The organism is Nostoc sp. (assembly GCF_036917195.1).
GTDB lineage: Bacteria > Cyanobacteriota > Cyanobacteriia > Cyanobacteriales > Nostocaceae > Nostoc.
Genome location: NZ_JBALDG010000026.1, coordinates 35873 through 52732, shown reverse-complemented (window position 1 = coordinate 52732; position 16860 = coordinate 35873). Strand labels below are relative to the sequence as shown.

Here is a 16860-nt window from a genome sequence, read left to right as displayed (position 1 = left end):
CATTCATAACCAAGGATAATTTTATCTGACAAGTGGCGATAAGCGGCTGTATCTTATGCTGCTTCTATCTTCTGCCAATTTTAGCTAGATGTACAAGGACTAAGTGAAAAATATATAATTTTTTCAAATATATCGTATAAAGTACTTTGCCCAAAGTAGAAATATAAATGTAAAAATGGAGGTAAGGTTAAGGCAAGTAAATGCTTTTGCGTATGTAAAGTTATATTTTATCGAAGTTTAATAGAGGAAATTGAAGTAAAAATACTTCTGATAATTTAGTTTAAACAATAGTAAAAATTGATATTTTATTAAACTAATTTTTTAGAATAAATAATTGTGTGAAAGCTTTTTTAAAATCAAGGTTAAGTCATCAAGGGAAATTTAAATGAATCAATTTCTATTTTTAACAAGTTGGTTTGTACCTTTATATAGCTTATTGGGTGCAATTTTGACGTTGCCGTGGGGAATAGGGATAATTCGGCGAACAGGGCCAAGACCTGCGGCATACATAAACTTGTTAACGACAGTTTTTGCTTTCGCCCATAGCCTGTTTGTATTTAAAAATATCTGGGATAGAGAACCAGAAAAGTTACTGGTGCCCTGGTTAAAAGCTGCGGATTTAGACTTATCTTTTTCCTTGGAACTATCGCCAGTCAGCATTGGGGCAACAGTTTTAATTACAGGGTTAAGCTTACTGGCACAAGTTTACGCTCTGGGTTACATGGAAAAAGACTGGTCGTTGGCGCGTTTTTTTGGGCTGCTGGGATTTTTTGAAGCAGCGCTGTGTGGTCTAGCAATCAGTGATTCTTTGTTTCTTAGCTATGCTCTTTTGGAAGTCTTAACACTTTCGACTTACTTGTTAGTGGGGTTCTGGTATGCTCAACCGCTAGTAGTGACAGCGGCGCGGGATGCGTTTTTAACCAAACGGGTGGGAGACTTGTTGCTGCTGATGGCTGTGGTAACGCTTTCTACCTTAGCCGGCAGTTTGAACTTTTCGGATTTATATGAGTGGGCGCAAACAGCTAATTTAAGCCCAATCACATCAGCATTGCTGGGGTTGGCGTTAATTGCTGGGCCTGCTGGTAAATGTGCCCAATTTCCACTTCACCTGTGGTTAGATGAGGCAATGGAAGGGCCCAATCCCGCCTCGGTAATGCGAAACTCACTAGTAGTAGCTGGTGGTGCTTATCTACTGTATAAACTGCAACCATTGTTAGCACTGTCGCCAGTTGCGTTGAATACCTTGGTAGTCATGGGCACGGTGACAGCGATTGGGGCAACATTAGTATCTCTAGCTCAAATTGATATTAAGCGATCGCTGTCTCATTCCACCAGTGCATACATGGGCTTAGTGTTTTTGGCGGTGGGGTTGCAGCAAGGGGGTGTGGCCTTGATGTTGCTGTTAACTCATGCGATCGCTAAAGCATTATTATTCATGAGTTCGGGTTCAGTAATCTTAACTACCCAAAGCCAAGACTTAACAGAAATGGGCGGTCTGTGGTCACGGATGCCAGCCACCACCACTGCTTTTATTGTCGGTTCAGCGGGGATGGTATCACTGCTACCATTGGGAAGCTTCTGGGCAATGCTAGCATGGGCTGACGGTTTCGTGAATATTAGCCCTTGGGTGATTGGGGTTTTAGTATTGGTCAATGGTTTGACAGCATTGAATTTGACGAGAGTATTTAGATTAGTCTTCTGGGGGAAACCGCAACAAAAGACCCGTCGCACTCCAGAAGTTGGTTGGCAGATGGCCTTGCCAATGGTGATTCTCATAGTCTTGACTCTGCTTGTACCTCTGATGCTACAGCAATGGTACTTGCTACCTGATTGGGAAAGTATTAATTGGTATGTGGCATTATCATTGTTTGCTTCTACTGTAGTAGGAATAGGTGTAGGGTGTACACTTTATCTGCACAAAGCTTGGTCAAGATCCAGAATCTTGGCGTGGAGATTTCTGCAAGACTTGTTAGGTTATGATTTTTATATTGACCGAGTTTATCGCCTAACGGTGGTAGGTGCAGTCGCACTGCTATCTAAAATTTCTGCTTGGAGCGATCGCTATTTAGTCGATGGTCTAGTAAACTTGGTTGGGTTTGCGACAATTCTCGGCGGACAAACTTTAAAATACAGCATTTCTGGGCAATCTCAGGGCTATATGTTGACCATCCTAGCAGTTGTCAGCGTCCTGGGTTTTTTCATCAGCTGGTCATCGGGTTTACTAGATAAATTGCCTTTTTAACTGAGACGCGATTAATCGCGTCTGTACAGGAGTTAGGAGTTAAAAGTTACTTATTCTCCTCTGCTCCTTCTTTCCCCTGCTCCCTTTACCTGAATTCTATGCTTAGTGTTTTAATTCTAGTGCCCTTAATCGGTGCAGCTTTAATTGGTTTCTCGCCCTCTGGTATCAGTGGGAAATTTGCCCGTGGGGTAGCTTTGGTCTTTACCAGTATTGCTTTCTTGTGGACAATCGTACTAGCAATTCAGTTCCATCCAGGGGAAATCACTCAACAGTTTGCCGAGTCTCTCCCTTGGGTAGAAGTTTTAGGCTTGAACTATAATCTTGGGATAGATGGTTTATCTTTGCCGTTGCTGGTTTTAAATGGATTGTTAACTTGCATTGCCATCTACAGCAGCGATGAATCTTTAGAGCGTCCTAAATTTTATTACTCTTTGATCCTATTATTAAGCGCTGGGGTGACTGGAGCCTTTCTGGCACAAGATTTACTGCTATTTTTCCTGTTTTACGAATTAGAATTAATTCCGCTGTATCTCTTGATAGCTATTTGGGGTGGAGCCAAGCGGGGTTATGCGGCAACAAAATTTCTCATTTATACCGCCGTTTCTGGAATCTTGATTTTGGCAAGTTTCCTCGGCATGGTTTGGCTGAGTGGTTCCTCTAACTTTGCACTAGCAACTTTGAATGCTACTACTTTACCTCTAGCGACACAGCTTTTACTGCTAGCGGGGATTTTGGTAGGTTTCGGGATTAAAATTCCCTTAGTTCCCTTTCATACTTGGTTGCCAGATGCTCACGTTGAAGCTTCCACACCGATTTCGGTGCTGTTGGCTGGGGTGCTATTGAAGTTGGGAACTTATGGCTTACTGCGATTTGGCATGAATTTGTTACCAGAAGCTTGGGCTTATGTGGCTCCTTGGTTAGCGATTTGGGCAGTAGTAAGTGTACTGTATGGTTCATCCTGTGCGATCGCCCAAACCGATATGAAAAAAATGGTGGCATACAGTTCTATTGGACACATGGGCTACATACTTTTAGCGGCGGCTGCGGCTACACCATTAAGCGTGTTGGGTGCTGTTATGCAGATGATTAGTCACGGCTTGATTTCCGCCATGCTATTTTTGCTGGTAGGGGTTGTGTATAAAAAAGCCGGAAGCCGGGATTTAGAAGTCCTGCAAGGACTGCTTAACCCAGAACGGGGTATGCCCGTAATTGGTAGCTTGATTGTTGTGGGAGTCATGGCCAGCGCTGGTATACCGGGAATGCTAGGGTTTATTTCCGAATTCGTAGTTTATCGGGGGAGTTTTCCAGTTTTTCCAGTGCAAACCTTGCTATGCATGATTGGTACAGGCTTAACTGCGGTTTACTTCCTAATACTCCTCAACCGCGCCTTTTTTGGACGCTTGTCTGCACAAGTTACCGACTTGCCGCGGGTGTATTGGAGCGATCGCGGCCCAGCTGCAATTTTAGCTGTGCTAATTGTGATTTTCGGCATCCAGCCGTCTTGGTTAGCACGCTGGAGTGAACCAACAATTACAGCAATGGTAAATACTCAAAACGTTGTAGCAACAGTGTCCTTGGATAAAAAAATGGGGAATGGGGAGTGGGGAGTGGGGAGATGAGGGAGATGAGGGAGACAAGGGAGACAAGGGAGAAAGATTGCTACCTTGTCCTTTTCCCCATGCCCAATGCCCCATGCCCAATACCCAATACTTAATGGAGAAATCGCAATGGTAACTATTAGAAAGAAATTCACAAACGAACCTTTACCTGAGTTTATTGAACGCCTGCAAACAGGACAGGCATTACTTTCCGATAGTCCAGAAAATGTGGTGGAAGTAGTTGGTATTCTCAAAAGCTATGGCGTAGTTATAGATACCTATTCAATAAATCTGAATTACATTGCCGAACATCAGTTTTTAGTATTTTTCCCATTTTTTAAATACTTTAATGGAGAAGTATCTTTTCAGAAACTACTTCGTCACTGGTGGCATGATCGCATTAATTTTGAATATGCCGAGTATTGCATGAAAGGCATGATGTGGCACGGTGGGGGCGGACTAGATACATATTTAGATACAATAGAATTTCAAGAAAGAGCGCAAGCTGTCATCACAGCTAAATTTAAAAATAATCCTTTAATTTTAGGCATTAACCAACTGTTTCCAAACTTTTTGACCGAACAGTTACGCGTTTCTGCTTACTACACTGGTTTAGGTCAATTTTGGCGAGTCATGGCTGATATTTTCCTCAGCTTATCAGACCGCTACGACAAAGGCGAAATCAAATCAATTCCCCAAATTGTAGACCATATTAAAGCAGGGTTAGTGGAAAATGCATCCAAGCCAATTACTTACACCGTCAAAGTTCGGGAAAAACTCTATGAAATCATTCCTGAAGACGTTGGTTTGACTTTCTTAGCAGACACAGCAATACCTTATGTAGAAGCAGTTTTCTTTAGAGGAACACCTTTCCACGGCACAGTTTCATACAACGCCCAAGCTTATCAAATATCCCCAGATCAAAGTCGATTCCAGTATGGCGCATTATACGCCGATCCTTTACCCATCGGCGGTGCAGGTATTCCTCCTACCTTGTTGATGCAAGATATGCGTCATTATCTTCCAGAGTACTTGCATGAGATTTATCGTCGCAGCCCCCGGGGTGAAGATGATTTGCGAGTGCAAATTTGTATGACTTTCCAAAAATCGATGTTTTGCGTGACCACAGCAGCAATTTTAGGACTGGCGCCTTATCCTTTAGATACTAAAGATCCATCTGAGGAAAAAGCTAATCGAGTTTATTTCGCAAAGTGGATGAGTCGCTTAGAAACTTCCCGGTTGCTGGATGTGAATAAATAGTTGACTTTTACTCAAAATTATTCATCTGGTTCAATGCCTAGAGAGCGCAATTGTTCAGCTAGGCGATCGGCTCTTTGACGTTCCTGTTCGGCTCTTTCCTCACCAGTCAACAACAAATTACCTTGCGAATCCCACCAGCGTAGCCAAGGTAATTCCATATTGTAATATTGTCCCTGCCAAATTCCTAACTCAACTCCTAAAGGATGTATGGGAGGGCGCGTTCATTTGCTGTTAATAACTGATATTGTCCACCAATTAATTCATAAACTTGCACACTGGCTTTATTCACTTCATAAATGCCATAGAAGGGAGGACGAATCACCTGTTCATAAATCCAAAATTTCCCCTTCCAAGGAGTTTTATCTCTTTCTTCACTACCATCGCCAGAAACAAATTCCAATGCAATCAATGGGGCAATAAACTCTCGCCATAGTACGTAAGACCTGCGCGTTTGTCCATCCAGAGTAGGTGGTACATTCCCTACATAGAACCAGTCTGGTGCTTCTGCACCTTTTTCTGGGGGGTCAGTGATGCGCCAGTAGATACCGCTATCTTGACCAATACAGTATTGCCCATCAGAATGACGTTTTTGCAATATCGGTTTAATCGAGTCGGTTAGGAGAATGCTTTGGGGATGTTCCTGAAAGTTTTTCACGAATGTACCGTCAGACTCTGGTAGCTGTGTATGGTCTGGGAACGGTGTGAGGGCGGTGGATGGATCGATTGCAGAGGTCATAAGGCTACCTTTGCAGGAGTAAGGGTTGTTTTTTAGTTTAGCAGTGGAAGGGGAGATGGGGCGATCGCAATATTTCTATTAAGTTCTATACTTCACTGTAGGAAGGTGGCGACCAACATAGCCAATAATGACTTGTCCTGGTTTTACTGTAAAGAAATGAATTCGCCAGTTGCAGAATCTCAATTTTATATGGCGATCAAATAGACGTTCTTTGCCATCAGTACAAAGAAAAGTTCTTTCTCTGCCATATTGATTCAAAGTTCCTTCACTCTCTCCAGATTCGTCAATAGGATAATCATCAAGATTAAAATATCCTTTTTTCCATTTATTAGAGCATTTTTCAAGCTCCAATAGTGTTTTGACAACAGGTTGTAATTCCAATTGTCCAACACGGATATTTCTTAACTGTTTACTGACAGCATTACAGAATTCAAGGTTAGGAAATAATTCTCCTTTTCGTTCCCAAAGATCGTCACCATCGATAACTCCAGTCTGAATGCGGTTTTGTATCCACTCAGTATGTTCCTGTACATGATTGCTACGACTAGCATGGAGAATTTCTAAAATATCATTGATTACCTCTTCATTTTCATTAAGTCGCTTCGCTTGGAGTTCTAGGTGGCTAAAGTTCCAGCATTCCTTAGATATAAAGCTAATTGCTATTGTGTCAAGCAAATGAGCTACAGCAAGTCCAATTGCTAGTTCTCCCTGATGCCAAAATTCAGACAAGCTAGCATTATTTTCAATATCTTGAATATCTAAATTTGCAATATTAGTTGAGAAAGGACTTCCTGTTGCTAAAGTTCTAATAAAACCTCGTTCAACTTGATCTACTTCCCTATCATTAAGCCAACGACGTAAAGGATAGTCAGGTGCAAGTATAGTTGCATGAAAGTCATCTCTAGTGCGAAGATATACTTTCACACCCTGAGCTTTGACTGCCTTTACAGTGTTAATGAAGTTGGACATCCACTGTCGCGCTGTTTCCTTATTAAAAGTAGGATTTTGCAAAGAGAGTTCATTTAATACTAGGTTAATCTCCACACTCTACTCTCCCGCAGGTTCTAACAAAACATCTAAGCTTTTTTCCCACTCATCAAAGAATCCATCAGGCCATCGATCAATTCTGCCATTCCGATCAATGCGTGGTGAAACTACTTTTGTCAAAGGTTGTCCTTGTTTTTCTTGTTGCTGAAAGTAATGCAACTGGACATAATGTGGGGGAATAATACCACCATGAACAGCAAGACGAATCCCGTTTAAAACATGATCGCTATGAGTTTCTATTACAACCTGAATATCACAACTAGCTGCTAAGGCTAATAATTCTCCCATTTTAGCTTGCCCTCTGGGATGAAGATGAGCCTCTGGGTTTTCAACTAGTATCAGTGTACCAGGAGGTGATGAAAGTATAGCTACAATAATTGATAAAGTGTAGGTAATTCCAAAACCAACGTTGGTTGCACGATAAAGATTACTATCTCCATAAAAATATTTGATAGTCACTAAACCCATCGCTGAGTTAGCTTCTATTTTAATACGTATACCAGGACTAACCTCTCTCATCCATGCTTCCACTTGATCTATCAGATTCATTGATTTTGCTTGTGGATAGCTGAGATTAGAGATAATAATTGGTTCATCTCCATAAATATAAAGAAAATGGGCTGTATATTCTCCTCTAATACCAATTTGTCTAAGCCGTGTGACTTGATAATCAGACATTTCGTTAAATGAACGTGGCCCGATACGTTCTGCTTGAAGGTAGTGAAAATATTTACTAAAAACATTTGATTTATAGATTTCAGAGTCATTTGGTTCTAAAATTACATTTAAGACATCTTCTTCTTTTTTTTCTGGGTTATAATTAAAATCCCATATACCTTCATACTTTTCCCAAATAATCTCGAAGCTTATATGGTTATCTTTAGCACTCTCATACAGAGCATCTTGTGCTGTACCAATATTTACTAAGTCACCGTTTAGCGCCAAGCCAGTTTTTGGTAATAAATCCTGTTTATAAGATTGACGTAGTAGTAGTATTGATTGAAGTACAGAAGATTTACCAGTACTATTAAGACCAGAAATTAGTGTTAAAGGTCTAAATTCGAGAAATTGATTATCAAAACGTTTGAAGTTAATCAGGCAAAGAGAAGTAATCATGAAAGCACTTCTTGAATTATTTTTTCTATAGTACTAAATCTATACTGTACTTTTTCGGTCGCCTGAGATATAGATCCTAAAAAAGATTTATCTTTGTCTATGTATGTCTTAAATAAATTGATTAATTTTTCTTTTCTATCTATCAAAATTTGGATTTGCTCATTACTCAATTTACTCATAAGTACTGACCAAGATTCAAATAAAGCTTTATTTACAGGGAACTGTTTTTTCTGATAATTAGATATTTTACGAAATGCATCTTTACCAAAGATATTCCAGTTAGCTACCATTGTTCTTTTAAAATTATTTTCAATTTCCTTTAACTCTATCTCCGAAAGTTTATTTACTTTAGATAATGCTTTAGATAAAAAAGTATCTCGTTTGTCTACATATTCTTGGTAAGAAGTTAAAGTAAAAGCTAGAAACCCTAATATAAATTCCCGGTCATCCATACGCATTTTGCGATTATTACCAAGTTTAACTACTTGCTTAAATTCTGGAGATGCTGCAAGTTTAGTCAAAAATTTTGTTCCCTTACCAGGATTAAGAGCATGGCGTAATTCTTGAGGATATAAAGGAAGCCCTCCTGTATTAATACGTTTAAAAATATTATATTTAATTTCTGGAGGTGTCCCTTTTTCGATCAAATATACTGTTAGTTGAGTTTCTTCAAGGCGGCGTTGGTATCTGCGCTCAATTTGATCGTAGGTTTTACCTTCCAGATTTGTAAGATATTCTAATCCACATAGTTTGAGTTCTTTGTCGAGAATAAACCGCCTTAGTGCAAATAGGCGCTGTAATCCATCAACTACTACCCATTTATCTTCATTAGTGGCATCTATATAAAGTGCTGGTATGGGGATACGGATAATAATAGATTCTATTAGCCTACTCTGAGCATCTTCTTTCCATATATTTGCATGACGTTGGAAATCAGGTGCTAAATCAAGGCCTTCTTCATTGATTCTTTTAAGCAATAACTCTATTGTAGGTTCTCTAGTTATAATATTAATTTCTTCAGGATCATACAGGAAAGTAACTTCTTCCTCTTGATATTCCTCTTCTAAAGTTTCTTCATCGGCTAATTCTGCATTGTAGTTACTCAAATCCGTCACAGCGCTTACTCCTTAGTATAAACATTTGTTTGTTCACTCAGTTATTAGTGATGTTTGGTGTTACTACATCAACCAATGAGGCTTTTTAACTGGTGTACTTCAATCCTACTATCTCCCCAAATGACAGAGACGCGAAATTTCGCGTCTCTACGTATCCAGTCTATTATTTGTTACATTAACTAGCGAAGTTGAAAACTGGCGCGATCGCCTCCGGTAACGTTAGAGCGATCGCACCTTTAACCGCATTCCAAAATATTAGGCTTCTGGTTCAATGCCAAGCGATCGCAATTGAGCAATTAGGCGATCGGCTCTTTGTCTTTCCTGTTCAGCCCGTTGGGATTCCTGTTCAGCCCGTTGGAATTCCTGTTCGGCTCTTTCTTCACCAGTCAACAACAAATTACCCTGCAAATCCCACCAACGCAACCAGGGCAATTGGGCGTTTTGATATTCTCCCTGCCAAATACCTAACTCAACTCCTAAGCGGGTAATAGGATAATGTCCACGCTCATTTGCTCCTAAGAACTGATATTGTCCACCAATTAATTTATAAACTTCTACACTGGCTTTATTCACTTCATAAATGCCATAATAAGCCGGATGAATTACTTGCTCATAAATCCAAAATTTACCTTGGAAAGGAGTTTTATCTCGTTCTTCACTACCATCCCCAGAGACAAATTCTAAGGCAATCAAAGGCGCAATAAATTCTCGCCAGAGTACATAAGACCTCCGCGTTTGTCCATCGAGCAAGGGCGGTACATTTCCTACATAAAACCAATCTGGTGCTTCTGCTCCTCGTTCTGGCGGGTCTGTCAAGCGCCAGTAAATACCTAAGTCTTGACCTATACAATATTGACCTTCAGGATGTAATTGTTTAAGAACAGGTGTAATCGAGTCAGTGAGTAAGATGCTTTGGGGATGCTCTTGCCAATTTTTCAGAAAAGTACCATCAGACTCTGGTAGCTGCGTATGGTCGGGGAAAGGAGTGAGGGCGGTGGATGGGTCAGTTGCAGAGGTCATAAGACTACCTTTGCAGGAGTAAGGTTTGTTCTTGATTTTAGCAAGCGTAGACGCAAAGAAAAATCTGAAAAAAACTAAGTATTTTAGTCTGTGGGAACGCCTAACGCCGAGCGATAGACGCAAAGAAAAATCTGAAAAAAACTAAGTATTTTAGTCTGTGGGAACGCCTAACGCCGAGCGATCACTAAACGATAATCTCAAAGTACACGCAGTAAACTGGGAATGCTTTCGATCGCTGACAAATTCCGAATTTCTGCCAAAGCTTGCCGAAAGTTGCCTTCTGGCACATCATGGGTAACAACCACAATCTCTGCTAGTTCCCCTTGAAAGCCAGTTTGGACAATTGACTCTAAGCTAACGCCGTAGTTACCAAAGCAGGTCCCCAATTTCCCGATAACTCCAGGTTGGTCATTCGTGAGGAAACGGGCGTAAAACCGAGTTATCAGTTCTGCCATCGGCGCAATTTGGCAGTATTCCTGATGCCCACAAGCTAATAATGGATTTGGTACTGCTGTATTGGTTTTGAGGACAGCAACTAAATTCAAGATATCTGATGTGACAGCACTGGCGGTTGCACCAGCACCAGCACCCGGGCCGAAAAACATTACTTGGCCGATGGGTTCTCCTTCGACAAGAATGGCATTGTAAACGCCGTTGATGTTAGCCAAAGGGTGGGCTTGGGGCACTAAGGTGGGATGGACTCTGACAGAGAGGAGGGATGAGGGAGGATTACGTTTAGCGATCGCTAACAATTTAATTACAAATCCCAATTTTTCGGCGTAGGCAATATCTGTTTTGCTGACTTGCCGAATCCCCTCAGTATAAACATCTTGTAAGTTGATGCGTCCACCAAAGCCTAATGATGCCAAAATGGCAATTTTATCTGCTGCGTCTAAGCCATCGACATCGGCTGTGGGGTCAGCTTCAGCATAACCCAAACGCTGGGCATCAGCTAAAACATCGCTGAAGTTGCTGCCTTCTGTTTGCATCCGCGTCAGGATGTAGTTAGTTGTACCGTTCACGATGCCTGTTACAGTATGAATGCGGTTAACACTTAAAGACTGCTTTAGGGGTTGAATCACAGGAATCCCACCACCTACAGCGGCTTCTAGCATGACGTATACGCCGGCTTGATTGGCAGTTGTAAAAATTTCCGTCCCAAAGCGGGCGATCGCTGCTTTGTTGGCAGTAACTACATGCTTACCATTACTCAAAGCTTTAAGGATTAGCGATCGCGCCGGCTCCAATCCACCCATCACCTCGACAACTATATCTACCGCTGGATCGTTGACAATAGCTTCTATATCTGTAGTTAAGACTTCCGTAGACAATTCTACTGCCCGTGGTTTATCTAGCGATCGCACTCCCACCCGATAGATTTCTATCTCTTGCAACAACGGGTGACGCCCAGCCCCATCTTGCAACAACTGCACTGTCCCCGTTCCCACGGTGCCGAATCCCAGTATTCCTAGTTTCACACCCACAAATTTTGCACCCAATTTATTTTTTAAGTACTGAGTGCTGAGTGCTAAGTGCCAAGTAGTTAGAAGTATTTAGTACTTTACCACTCAGAACCGAGAACTCTTTCCTCAACTATTTATAATATTCATAACAAAACAATTGTAGGGTGAGCATTGCCCACCCTACTCATTCATAACTCAGAACTTAGTAGGTTTCTACGTGCCAGCGATGAGCTTTCTTGAGTTCCTTCTGGTAATCACTCCAGGTTACGCCTTCCTTAGCAGCAGCAGTAGTTAAGGCTGCATCAATACCTTCTTCCATACCGCGCAAACCGCAGATGTAGGTGTGAGTTTTTTCATTTTTAATCAACTGCCACAATTCATCAGCATGTTCCGCTACACGGTCTTGGATGTACATTCTACCGCCTTGGGGATTTTTCTGTTCGCGGCTGATGGCACCAGTGAGGCGGAAGTTATCAGGATATTTTTGTTGAATTTCTTCCAGTTCTTCCTTATATAAGAGGTTTGGAGTTGTCGGCACACCAAATATTAGCCAAGAGAATCCTTTAAATTCGTATTCTGGGTTAGCAGCTCTTTCGGCATCTTTAAACTGACGCCACAGATAAGCCCGCATGGGGGCAATACCTGTTCCAGTTGCCAACATGATTACATTAGCATCGGGGTCTTGGGGTAACAACATTTCCTTACCCACAGGCCCTGTAATTTTTACATCTGCTCCTGGTTCCAGGAAACACAAGTGTGTAGAGCAAACACCGTAGACTGTTTCGCCAGTTTCTGGGTGCTTGTACTCCAACTGACGGACGCACAGTGAGACTGTCTTATCATCGACATCATCGCCATGACGAGTTGAGGCGATGGAATATAGTCTAAGTTTTTCCGGCTTGCCGTTCTTGTCTAATCCTGGTGGAATAATCCCAATACTTTGACCTTCTATATACTTCAAATCCCCGGCAGAAATGTCAAATTTGAGGTGTTGAACAATACCAATCCCACCTTCTTTGACTAGCGGTTCATTAGATATTACCTTGCCAATAAATGGAGCATTGGGACGGTAAGTGTTGACAGGAATGTCACCTTGGTCTTTTTTGGCTTTCGCTTGAGTCATGGTGTTGCCTTTCTTGTCCTTGTTCTTGAGCTGTTCTTGTGCTGGTGGTTTAGCTAAGTCTTTAGCTTCACTATCAGCATTTACAGGTGTGGCTTTACCATTCCCTTCACTGTTAGCAGTTTCCCCAGATGTAGCTAACTCGCTGACTTCGCTTGTAGCATTCCCAAGTGAGGCTTTACCATTAACTTGCTCTAGAGCAGTTATGGGCTGGATGCTAACAATTGTGCCGCCTAGACGAGTGATACGTCGCATTTCTTGATTCATGCGGTTGTAAGGCACTCTGATGAACACACTGCCACTTTTACGAATTGGGTAGTTAGTTTGATCAGTTTCTTCCCTCTGACGCAAACCCACTACTTCATATACGAAGAGGCGGCTACCTAATTCTGTGTTGGCAGCACCCTCAACAGCACCTTGATTGTACATTCGTTCTACCACTCCGATAATTTACTTAACCGTTTTTCAAAAAAAACTATTCCCCTACCTTGCCAGCTTTAGTTTAGCGGATTTTCGTTTCACAAAACTGGAGAAAGAAGGAAAACGGCATCATTAAATTAATGCCTTGCTAAGTATACTCACCAAAGACATGCAGGCATAGCAAAAAACACACCTGTTCACCTTCTAAGGTAAAGGATAAGTCTTGTGGAGAATGTTAATAATGAGTCAATTTAATCTTTTTTTCGTTAACTACCACCCCCATCAGGGAGATAGCTTTTTACCTTACTACCTAACGAGTAACTTCCAATGGCAGATATTGTCGGAGGGCTGCTTTGATTGGTGGAAGTTACCACTCAGTTTCCCTCCAAAAATTGCCGTTGTGCTTCCCTACTCCAAGAGTTTAAATCGGGGAATGCCAAGGAAAAGAAGGTTTTCTTCCAATTGGTTTTACTTATTTAAATCTACTACTCTCCCAGAATGTTGTTAGCTATATTCATCACCTGTCTATAGATAATTAGATCACTAGTACATTGTGGCGTCAGTTTGCCTACCTTTAACAAGGGATTTTGCCCCAAGTCTGGTCAGTGTATGTAGTTTACAGCCAATAATTTGACTAATGCAATTTTTTTTACTCATTCGTTAGATAGATTTTTGCTTTGAATATCTTAGGCATTGTCAAGGCGGAATTACAATTTAAGAAGATCAACAAATTCGTGGCAATAATAAATTATACCTTATAGACTTGATTATATATCACAAGTAGTAGCTTGACAGAGGTACAACACTGATGGGCGGTGCTGATCCCCATTTTTAAATTAACAGCTAAATCAACAAAATGATTGATGAACCACGCTAATTCTTCTAGACAGCAATCTTGTATGGAATACCCCCTTCTGTTAAAATCAAATACACCACTAGGATTAAATACTTACCGGCACCAACATTCAGGCTAGTCCGACGAGTAGCAACTTAATTACTTTGTTGCCTACCCGCTTGGTGTCTTATAGATGTGCTAGGTAGCAAGAACGCAGGATAAACCAAAGGGGTAAACTCCTGGCTTCAGAATCTGCTGTGTGAAAAAATATTGACACAATTTTAGTATTTTAGAGGAGATTTATGACAAGTAAGTCGGAACGCGTGGTACTGATTGGAGTAGCCGGAGACTCTGGGTGCGGTAAATCTACGTTTTTGCGTCGTTTGATAGATTTGTTTGGTGAAGATTTAATGACAGTCATCTGCTTGGATGACTATCACTCCCTAGATCGCAAACAGCGTAAAGAAACTGGGATAACTGCATTAGACCCCAGGGCGAACAATTTTGACCTGATGTATGAGCAAATTAAAGCGCTCAAAAGTGGTCAAGGGATTGATAAGCCGATTTACAACCATGAAACCGGCTTGCTTGATCCGCCAGAGCGGATCGAGCCGAATCGCATTATAGTTATTGAAGGACTGCATCCTTTATATGATGAGCGGGTGCGATCGCTAATTGACTTCAGTGTTTATTTTGACATTAGCGATGAAGTCAAAATTGCTTGGAAAATTCAGCGAGATATGGCTGAACGTGGTCATCGTTACGAAGATGTGTTAGCGCAAATCAATTCTCGCAAACCTGACTTTGATAAGTTTATCGAACCACAAAGAGAATTTGCCGATGTAGTTCTTCAGGTATTACCAACGAACTTGATCAAAAACGACACCGAGCGCAGAGTCTTAAGGGTACGTATGCTCCAGCGGGAAGGTAAAGAAGGCTTTGATCCAACCTACCTGTTTGATGAAGGGTCAACAATTAATTGGACTCCCTGTGGACGCAAGCTGACCTGTTCCTACCCTGGTATGCAACTGTACTACGGTTCAGATGTTTACTACGGCCGCTATGTCTCAGTACTAGAGGTTGATGGTCAATTCGATAACTTGGAAGAAGTAATTTATATCGAAACTCATCTCAGCAATACATCCACAAAATATCAGGGTGAATTGACTCATTTGTTACTCCAGCATCGTGAATATCCAGGTTCCAATAATGGTACTGGTTTCTTCCAAGTACTTACAGGTTTGAAAATGCGTGCTGCCTATGAGCGGTTGACAGCTACGGAAGCAAAGTTAGCGGTTCAGGTTTAAAAGCAGCAGTGTTTGTGTCAAAGTTTTTGGGGGCGCTTCTGGGTGTCCTCCTTTTTTTTGTGTTATTAAATACATTTTGTCCACAAAATAATTAGCATAAATTTATCTTATTTACAGATACTTACCTTATAGATAGTGGTTTTTATTAATATTAAGAAGATACTAACTACTGAAGTATAAATATTGTTATGATTTCATAAATTAGATAGTTGAACTAAATACACACATTTAGTCAGCTAAAAAAACTCAATAAAGGAGGAATTTCCTTTGTCTCGTCGATATCTATTTACCTCCGAGTCAGTTACCGAAGGTCATCCTGATAAAATCTGCGATCAGATTTCTGATACCATTCTGGATGCCTTACTGACACAAGACCCCAGCAGCCGTGTCGCCGCTGAAGTAGTAGTTAACACTGGTTTGGTGCTAATCACTGGTGAAATAACCACCAAAGCCAATGTGAATTTCGTTAATCTTGCCCGCAAAAAAATTGCTGAAATTGGCTATACCAATGCTGATAATGGCTTTTCTGCTAACAGCACCAGCGTTTTGGTAGCTTTAGACGAACAATCACCTGATATAGCCCAAGGCGTTAACACCGCCCAAGAAACCCGTCAGGAAGATAGTGATCAACTATTCGACAAAATTGGTGCGGGCGATCAAGGTATAATGTTCGGTTTTGCCAGCAACGAAACACCAGAACTGATGCCCTTACCCATCAGTCTCGCCCACCGCATTGCTCGCCGATTAGCAGCAGTCCGGAAAACGGGTGAACTACCATACCTGCGTCCTGACGGCAAAACCCAAGTAACTGTGGTTTACGAAGACGGCCGCCCTGTAGGCATTGATACTATCCTGATTTCCACTCAGCATACAGCCACTATTGGGGAAATTACAGATGAGGCGGCGGTACAAGCCAAGATTAAACAAGACCTCTGGTCAGCAGTGGTCGAACCTGTTTTTGGCGACATTGACATTAAGCCTAATCAGGAAACACGTTTTTTAGTTAACCCCACTGGCAAATTTGTCGTTGGTGGACCTCAGGGAGACTCTGGTTTGACAGGACGGAAAATAATCGTTGACACCTACGGTGGTTATTCACGGCATGGTGGCGGTGCTTTTTCCGGTAAAGACCCCACCAAGGTAGACCGCTCTGCTGCCTATGCGGCTCGCTATGTGGCGAAAAATATTGTTGCCGCTGGGTTAGCAGACAAAGTTGAAATCCAGCTATCTTATGCTATTGGCGTAGCACGACCAACAAGCATTCTGGTGGATACCTTTGGCACTGGCAAAGTAGATGAAGAAACCTTACTGGAATTAATCAACCAGCACTTTGAACTGCGTCCAGCAGGAATTATCCATACCTTCAACTTACGCAACTTACCAAGTGAACGAGGCGGACGTTTTTATCAGGACGTCGCGGCTTACGGTCATTTTGGACGGGCTGATTTAGACTTGCCCTGGGAACAGACTGATAAAGCCGAATTGTTGAAGCAAGCAGCAAACGAGTCACTTTCGGCAGTAATTGCTCCGGTACTAACTTAGACTAATACGTTACTACAAAACATCTAACATGTTTATCTA

At 41.6% G+C, this 16860-nt stretch carries 11 protein-coding genes and 1 pseudogene; 5 read left to right on the top strand and 7 right to left on the bottom strand.

The window, feature by feature from the left end:
* The first annotated feature begins 385 nt into the window (after nucleotides 1-385).
* From V7K40_RS09150 to V7K40_RS09140, 3 genes are all read left to right on the top strand, one after another.
* Entirely contained in the window at nucleotides 386-2242 is a 1857-nt protein-coding gene (locus V7K40_RS09150; RefSeq protein ID WP_334958735.1) for an NAD(P)H-quinone oxidoreductase subunit F, read from the top strand.
* Nucleotides 2243-2340: 98 nt separating this feature from the next.
* Nucleotides 2341-3861, top strand: a complete 1521-nt coding sequence (locus tag V7K40_RS09145; RefSeq protein ID WP_334958733.1) for an NADH-quinone oxidoreductase subunit M — start codon at nucleotides 2341-2343, stop codon at nucleotides 3859-3861.
* A 108-nt stretch (nucleotides 3862-3969) separates the two neighbouring features.
* A complete protein-coding gene (locus V7K40_RS09140) occupies nucleotides 3970-5100 on the top strand; it encodes a CO2 hydration protein (protein WP_334958731.1) in 1131 nt (376 codons plus the stop codon).
* A gap of 17 nt (nucleotides 5101-5117) precedes the next feature.
* Here the strand turns inward: V7K40_RS09140 and V7K40_RS09135 are convergent.
* The 7 genes and pseudogenes from V7K40_RS09135 to V7K40_RS09105 all read right to left on the bottom strand — a co-directional run bounded on the left by V7K40_RS09135 (nucleotide 5118) and on the right by V7K40_RS09105 (nucleotide 13146).
* Nucleotides 5118-5836 (bottom strand): annotated as a pseudogene (locus V7K40_RS09135) (Uma2 family endonuclease).
* A 78-nt stretch (nucleotides 5837-5914) separates the two neighbouring features.
* Nucleotides 5915-6847 carry a hypothetical protein gene (locus tag V7K40_RS09130; RefSeq protein WP_334958729.1) on the bottom strand — a complete coding sequence of 311 codons (933 nt, stop codon included), beginning with the start codon at nucleotides 6845-6847 and terminating at the stop codon, nucleotides 5915-5917.
* A 36-nt stretch (nucleotides 6848-6883) separates the two neighbouring features.
* The gene (locus V7K40_RS09125) at nucleotides 6884-7999 is read right to left on the bottom strand and encodes a DUF3696 domain-containing protein (protein ID WP_334958727.1); all 1116 of its coding nucleotides are present in this window, start codon (nucleotides 7997-7999) and stop codon (nucleotides 6884-6886) included.
* On the bottom strand, nucleotides 7996-9114 hold the full coding sequence (locus V7K40_RS09120) for a DUF262 domain-containing protein (protein WP_334958725.1): 1119 nt from the start codon (nucleotides 9112-9114) through the stop codon (nucleotides 7996-7998). The genes V7K40_RS09125 and V7K40_RS09120 overlap by 4 nt, the downstream gene beginning before the upstream one ends.
* A gap of 255 nt (nucleotides 9115-9369) precedes the next feature.
* Nucleotides 9370-10134 (bottom strand): Uma2 family endonuclease, encoded by a 765-nt coding sequence (locus tag V7K40_RS09115; protein ID WP_334958723.1) that lies wholly within the window; start codon nucleotides 10132-10134, stop codon nucleotides 9370-9372.
* Between the two features lie 197 nt (nucleotides 10135-10331).
* Nucleotides 10332-11618 carry a homoserine dehydrogenase gene (locus V7K40_RS09110; RefSeq protein WP_334958721.1) on the bottom strand — a complete coding sequence of 429 codons (1287 nt, stop codon included), beginning with the start codon at nucleotides 11616-11618 and terminating at the stop codon, nucleotides 10332-10334.
* 181 nt (nucleotides 11619-11799) lie between these two features.
* A complete protein-coding gene (locus V7K40_RS09105) occupies nucleotides 11800-13146 on the bottom strand; it encodes a ferredoxin-NADP reductase (protein ID WP_334958719.1) in 1347 nt (448 codons plus the stop codon).
* A 1128-nt stretch (nucleotides 13147-14274) separates the two neighbouring features.
* Between V7K40_RS09105 and V7K40_RS09100 the strand changes: the two genes are divergently transcribed.
* The gene (locus tag V7K40_RS09100) at nucleotides 14275-15279 is read left to right on the top strand and encodes a phosphoribulokinase (RefSeq protein WP_334958717.1); all 1005 of its coding nucleotides are present in this window, start codon (nucleotides 14275-14277) and stop codon (nucleotides 15277-15279) included.
* 267 nt (nucleotides 15280-15546) lie between these two features.
* Nucleotides 15547-16821: a methionine adenosyltransferase gene (gene metK, locus V7K40_RS09095; RefSeq protein WP_334958715.1), complete on the top strand. Its 1275-nt coding sequence runs from the start codon at nucleotides 15547-15549 to the stop codon at nucleotides 16819-16821.
* The last annotated feature ends 39 nt before the right edge of the window (nucleotides 16822-16860 follow it).

Excerpts from the sequence above, each read along its gene's own strand:
- V7K40_RS09150 (WP_334958735.1), top strand. The coding sequence starts at position 386 with ATGAATCAATTTCTATTTTTAACAAGTTGGTTTGTACCTTTATATAGC.
- V7K40_RS09145 (WP_334958733.1), top strand. The coding sequence starts at position 2,341 with ATGCTTAGTGTTTTAATTCTAGTGCCCTTAATCGGTGCAGCTTTAATT.
- V7K40_RS09140 (WP_334958731.1), top strand. The coding sequence starts at position 3,970 with ATGGTAACTATTAGAAAGAAATTCACAAACGAACCTTTACCTGAGTTT.
- V7K40_RS09125 (WP_334958727.1), bottom strand. The coding sequence starts at position 7,999 with ATGATTACTTCTCTTTGCCTGATTAACTTCAAACGTTTTGATAATCAA.
- V7K40_RS09115 (WP_334958723.1), bottom strand. The coding sequence starts at position 10,134 with ATGACCTCTGCAACTGACCCATCCACCGCCCTCACTCCTTTCCCCGAC.
- V7K40_RS09105 (WP_334958719.1), bottom strand. The coding sequence starts at position 13,146 with ATGTACAATCAAGGTGCTGTTGAGGGTGCTGCCAACACAGAATTAGGT.
- V7K40_RS09100 (WP_334958717.1), top strand. The coding sequence starts at position 14,275 with ATGACAAGTAAGTCGGAACGCGTGGTACTGATTGGAGTAGCCGGAGAC.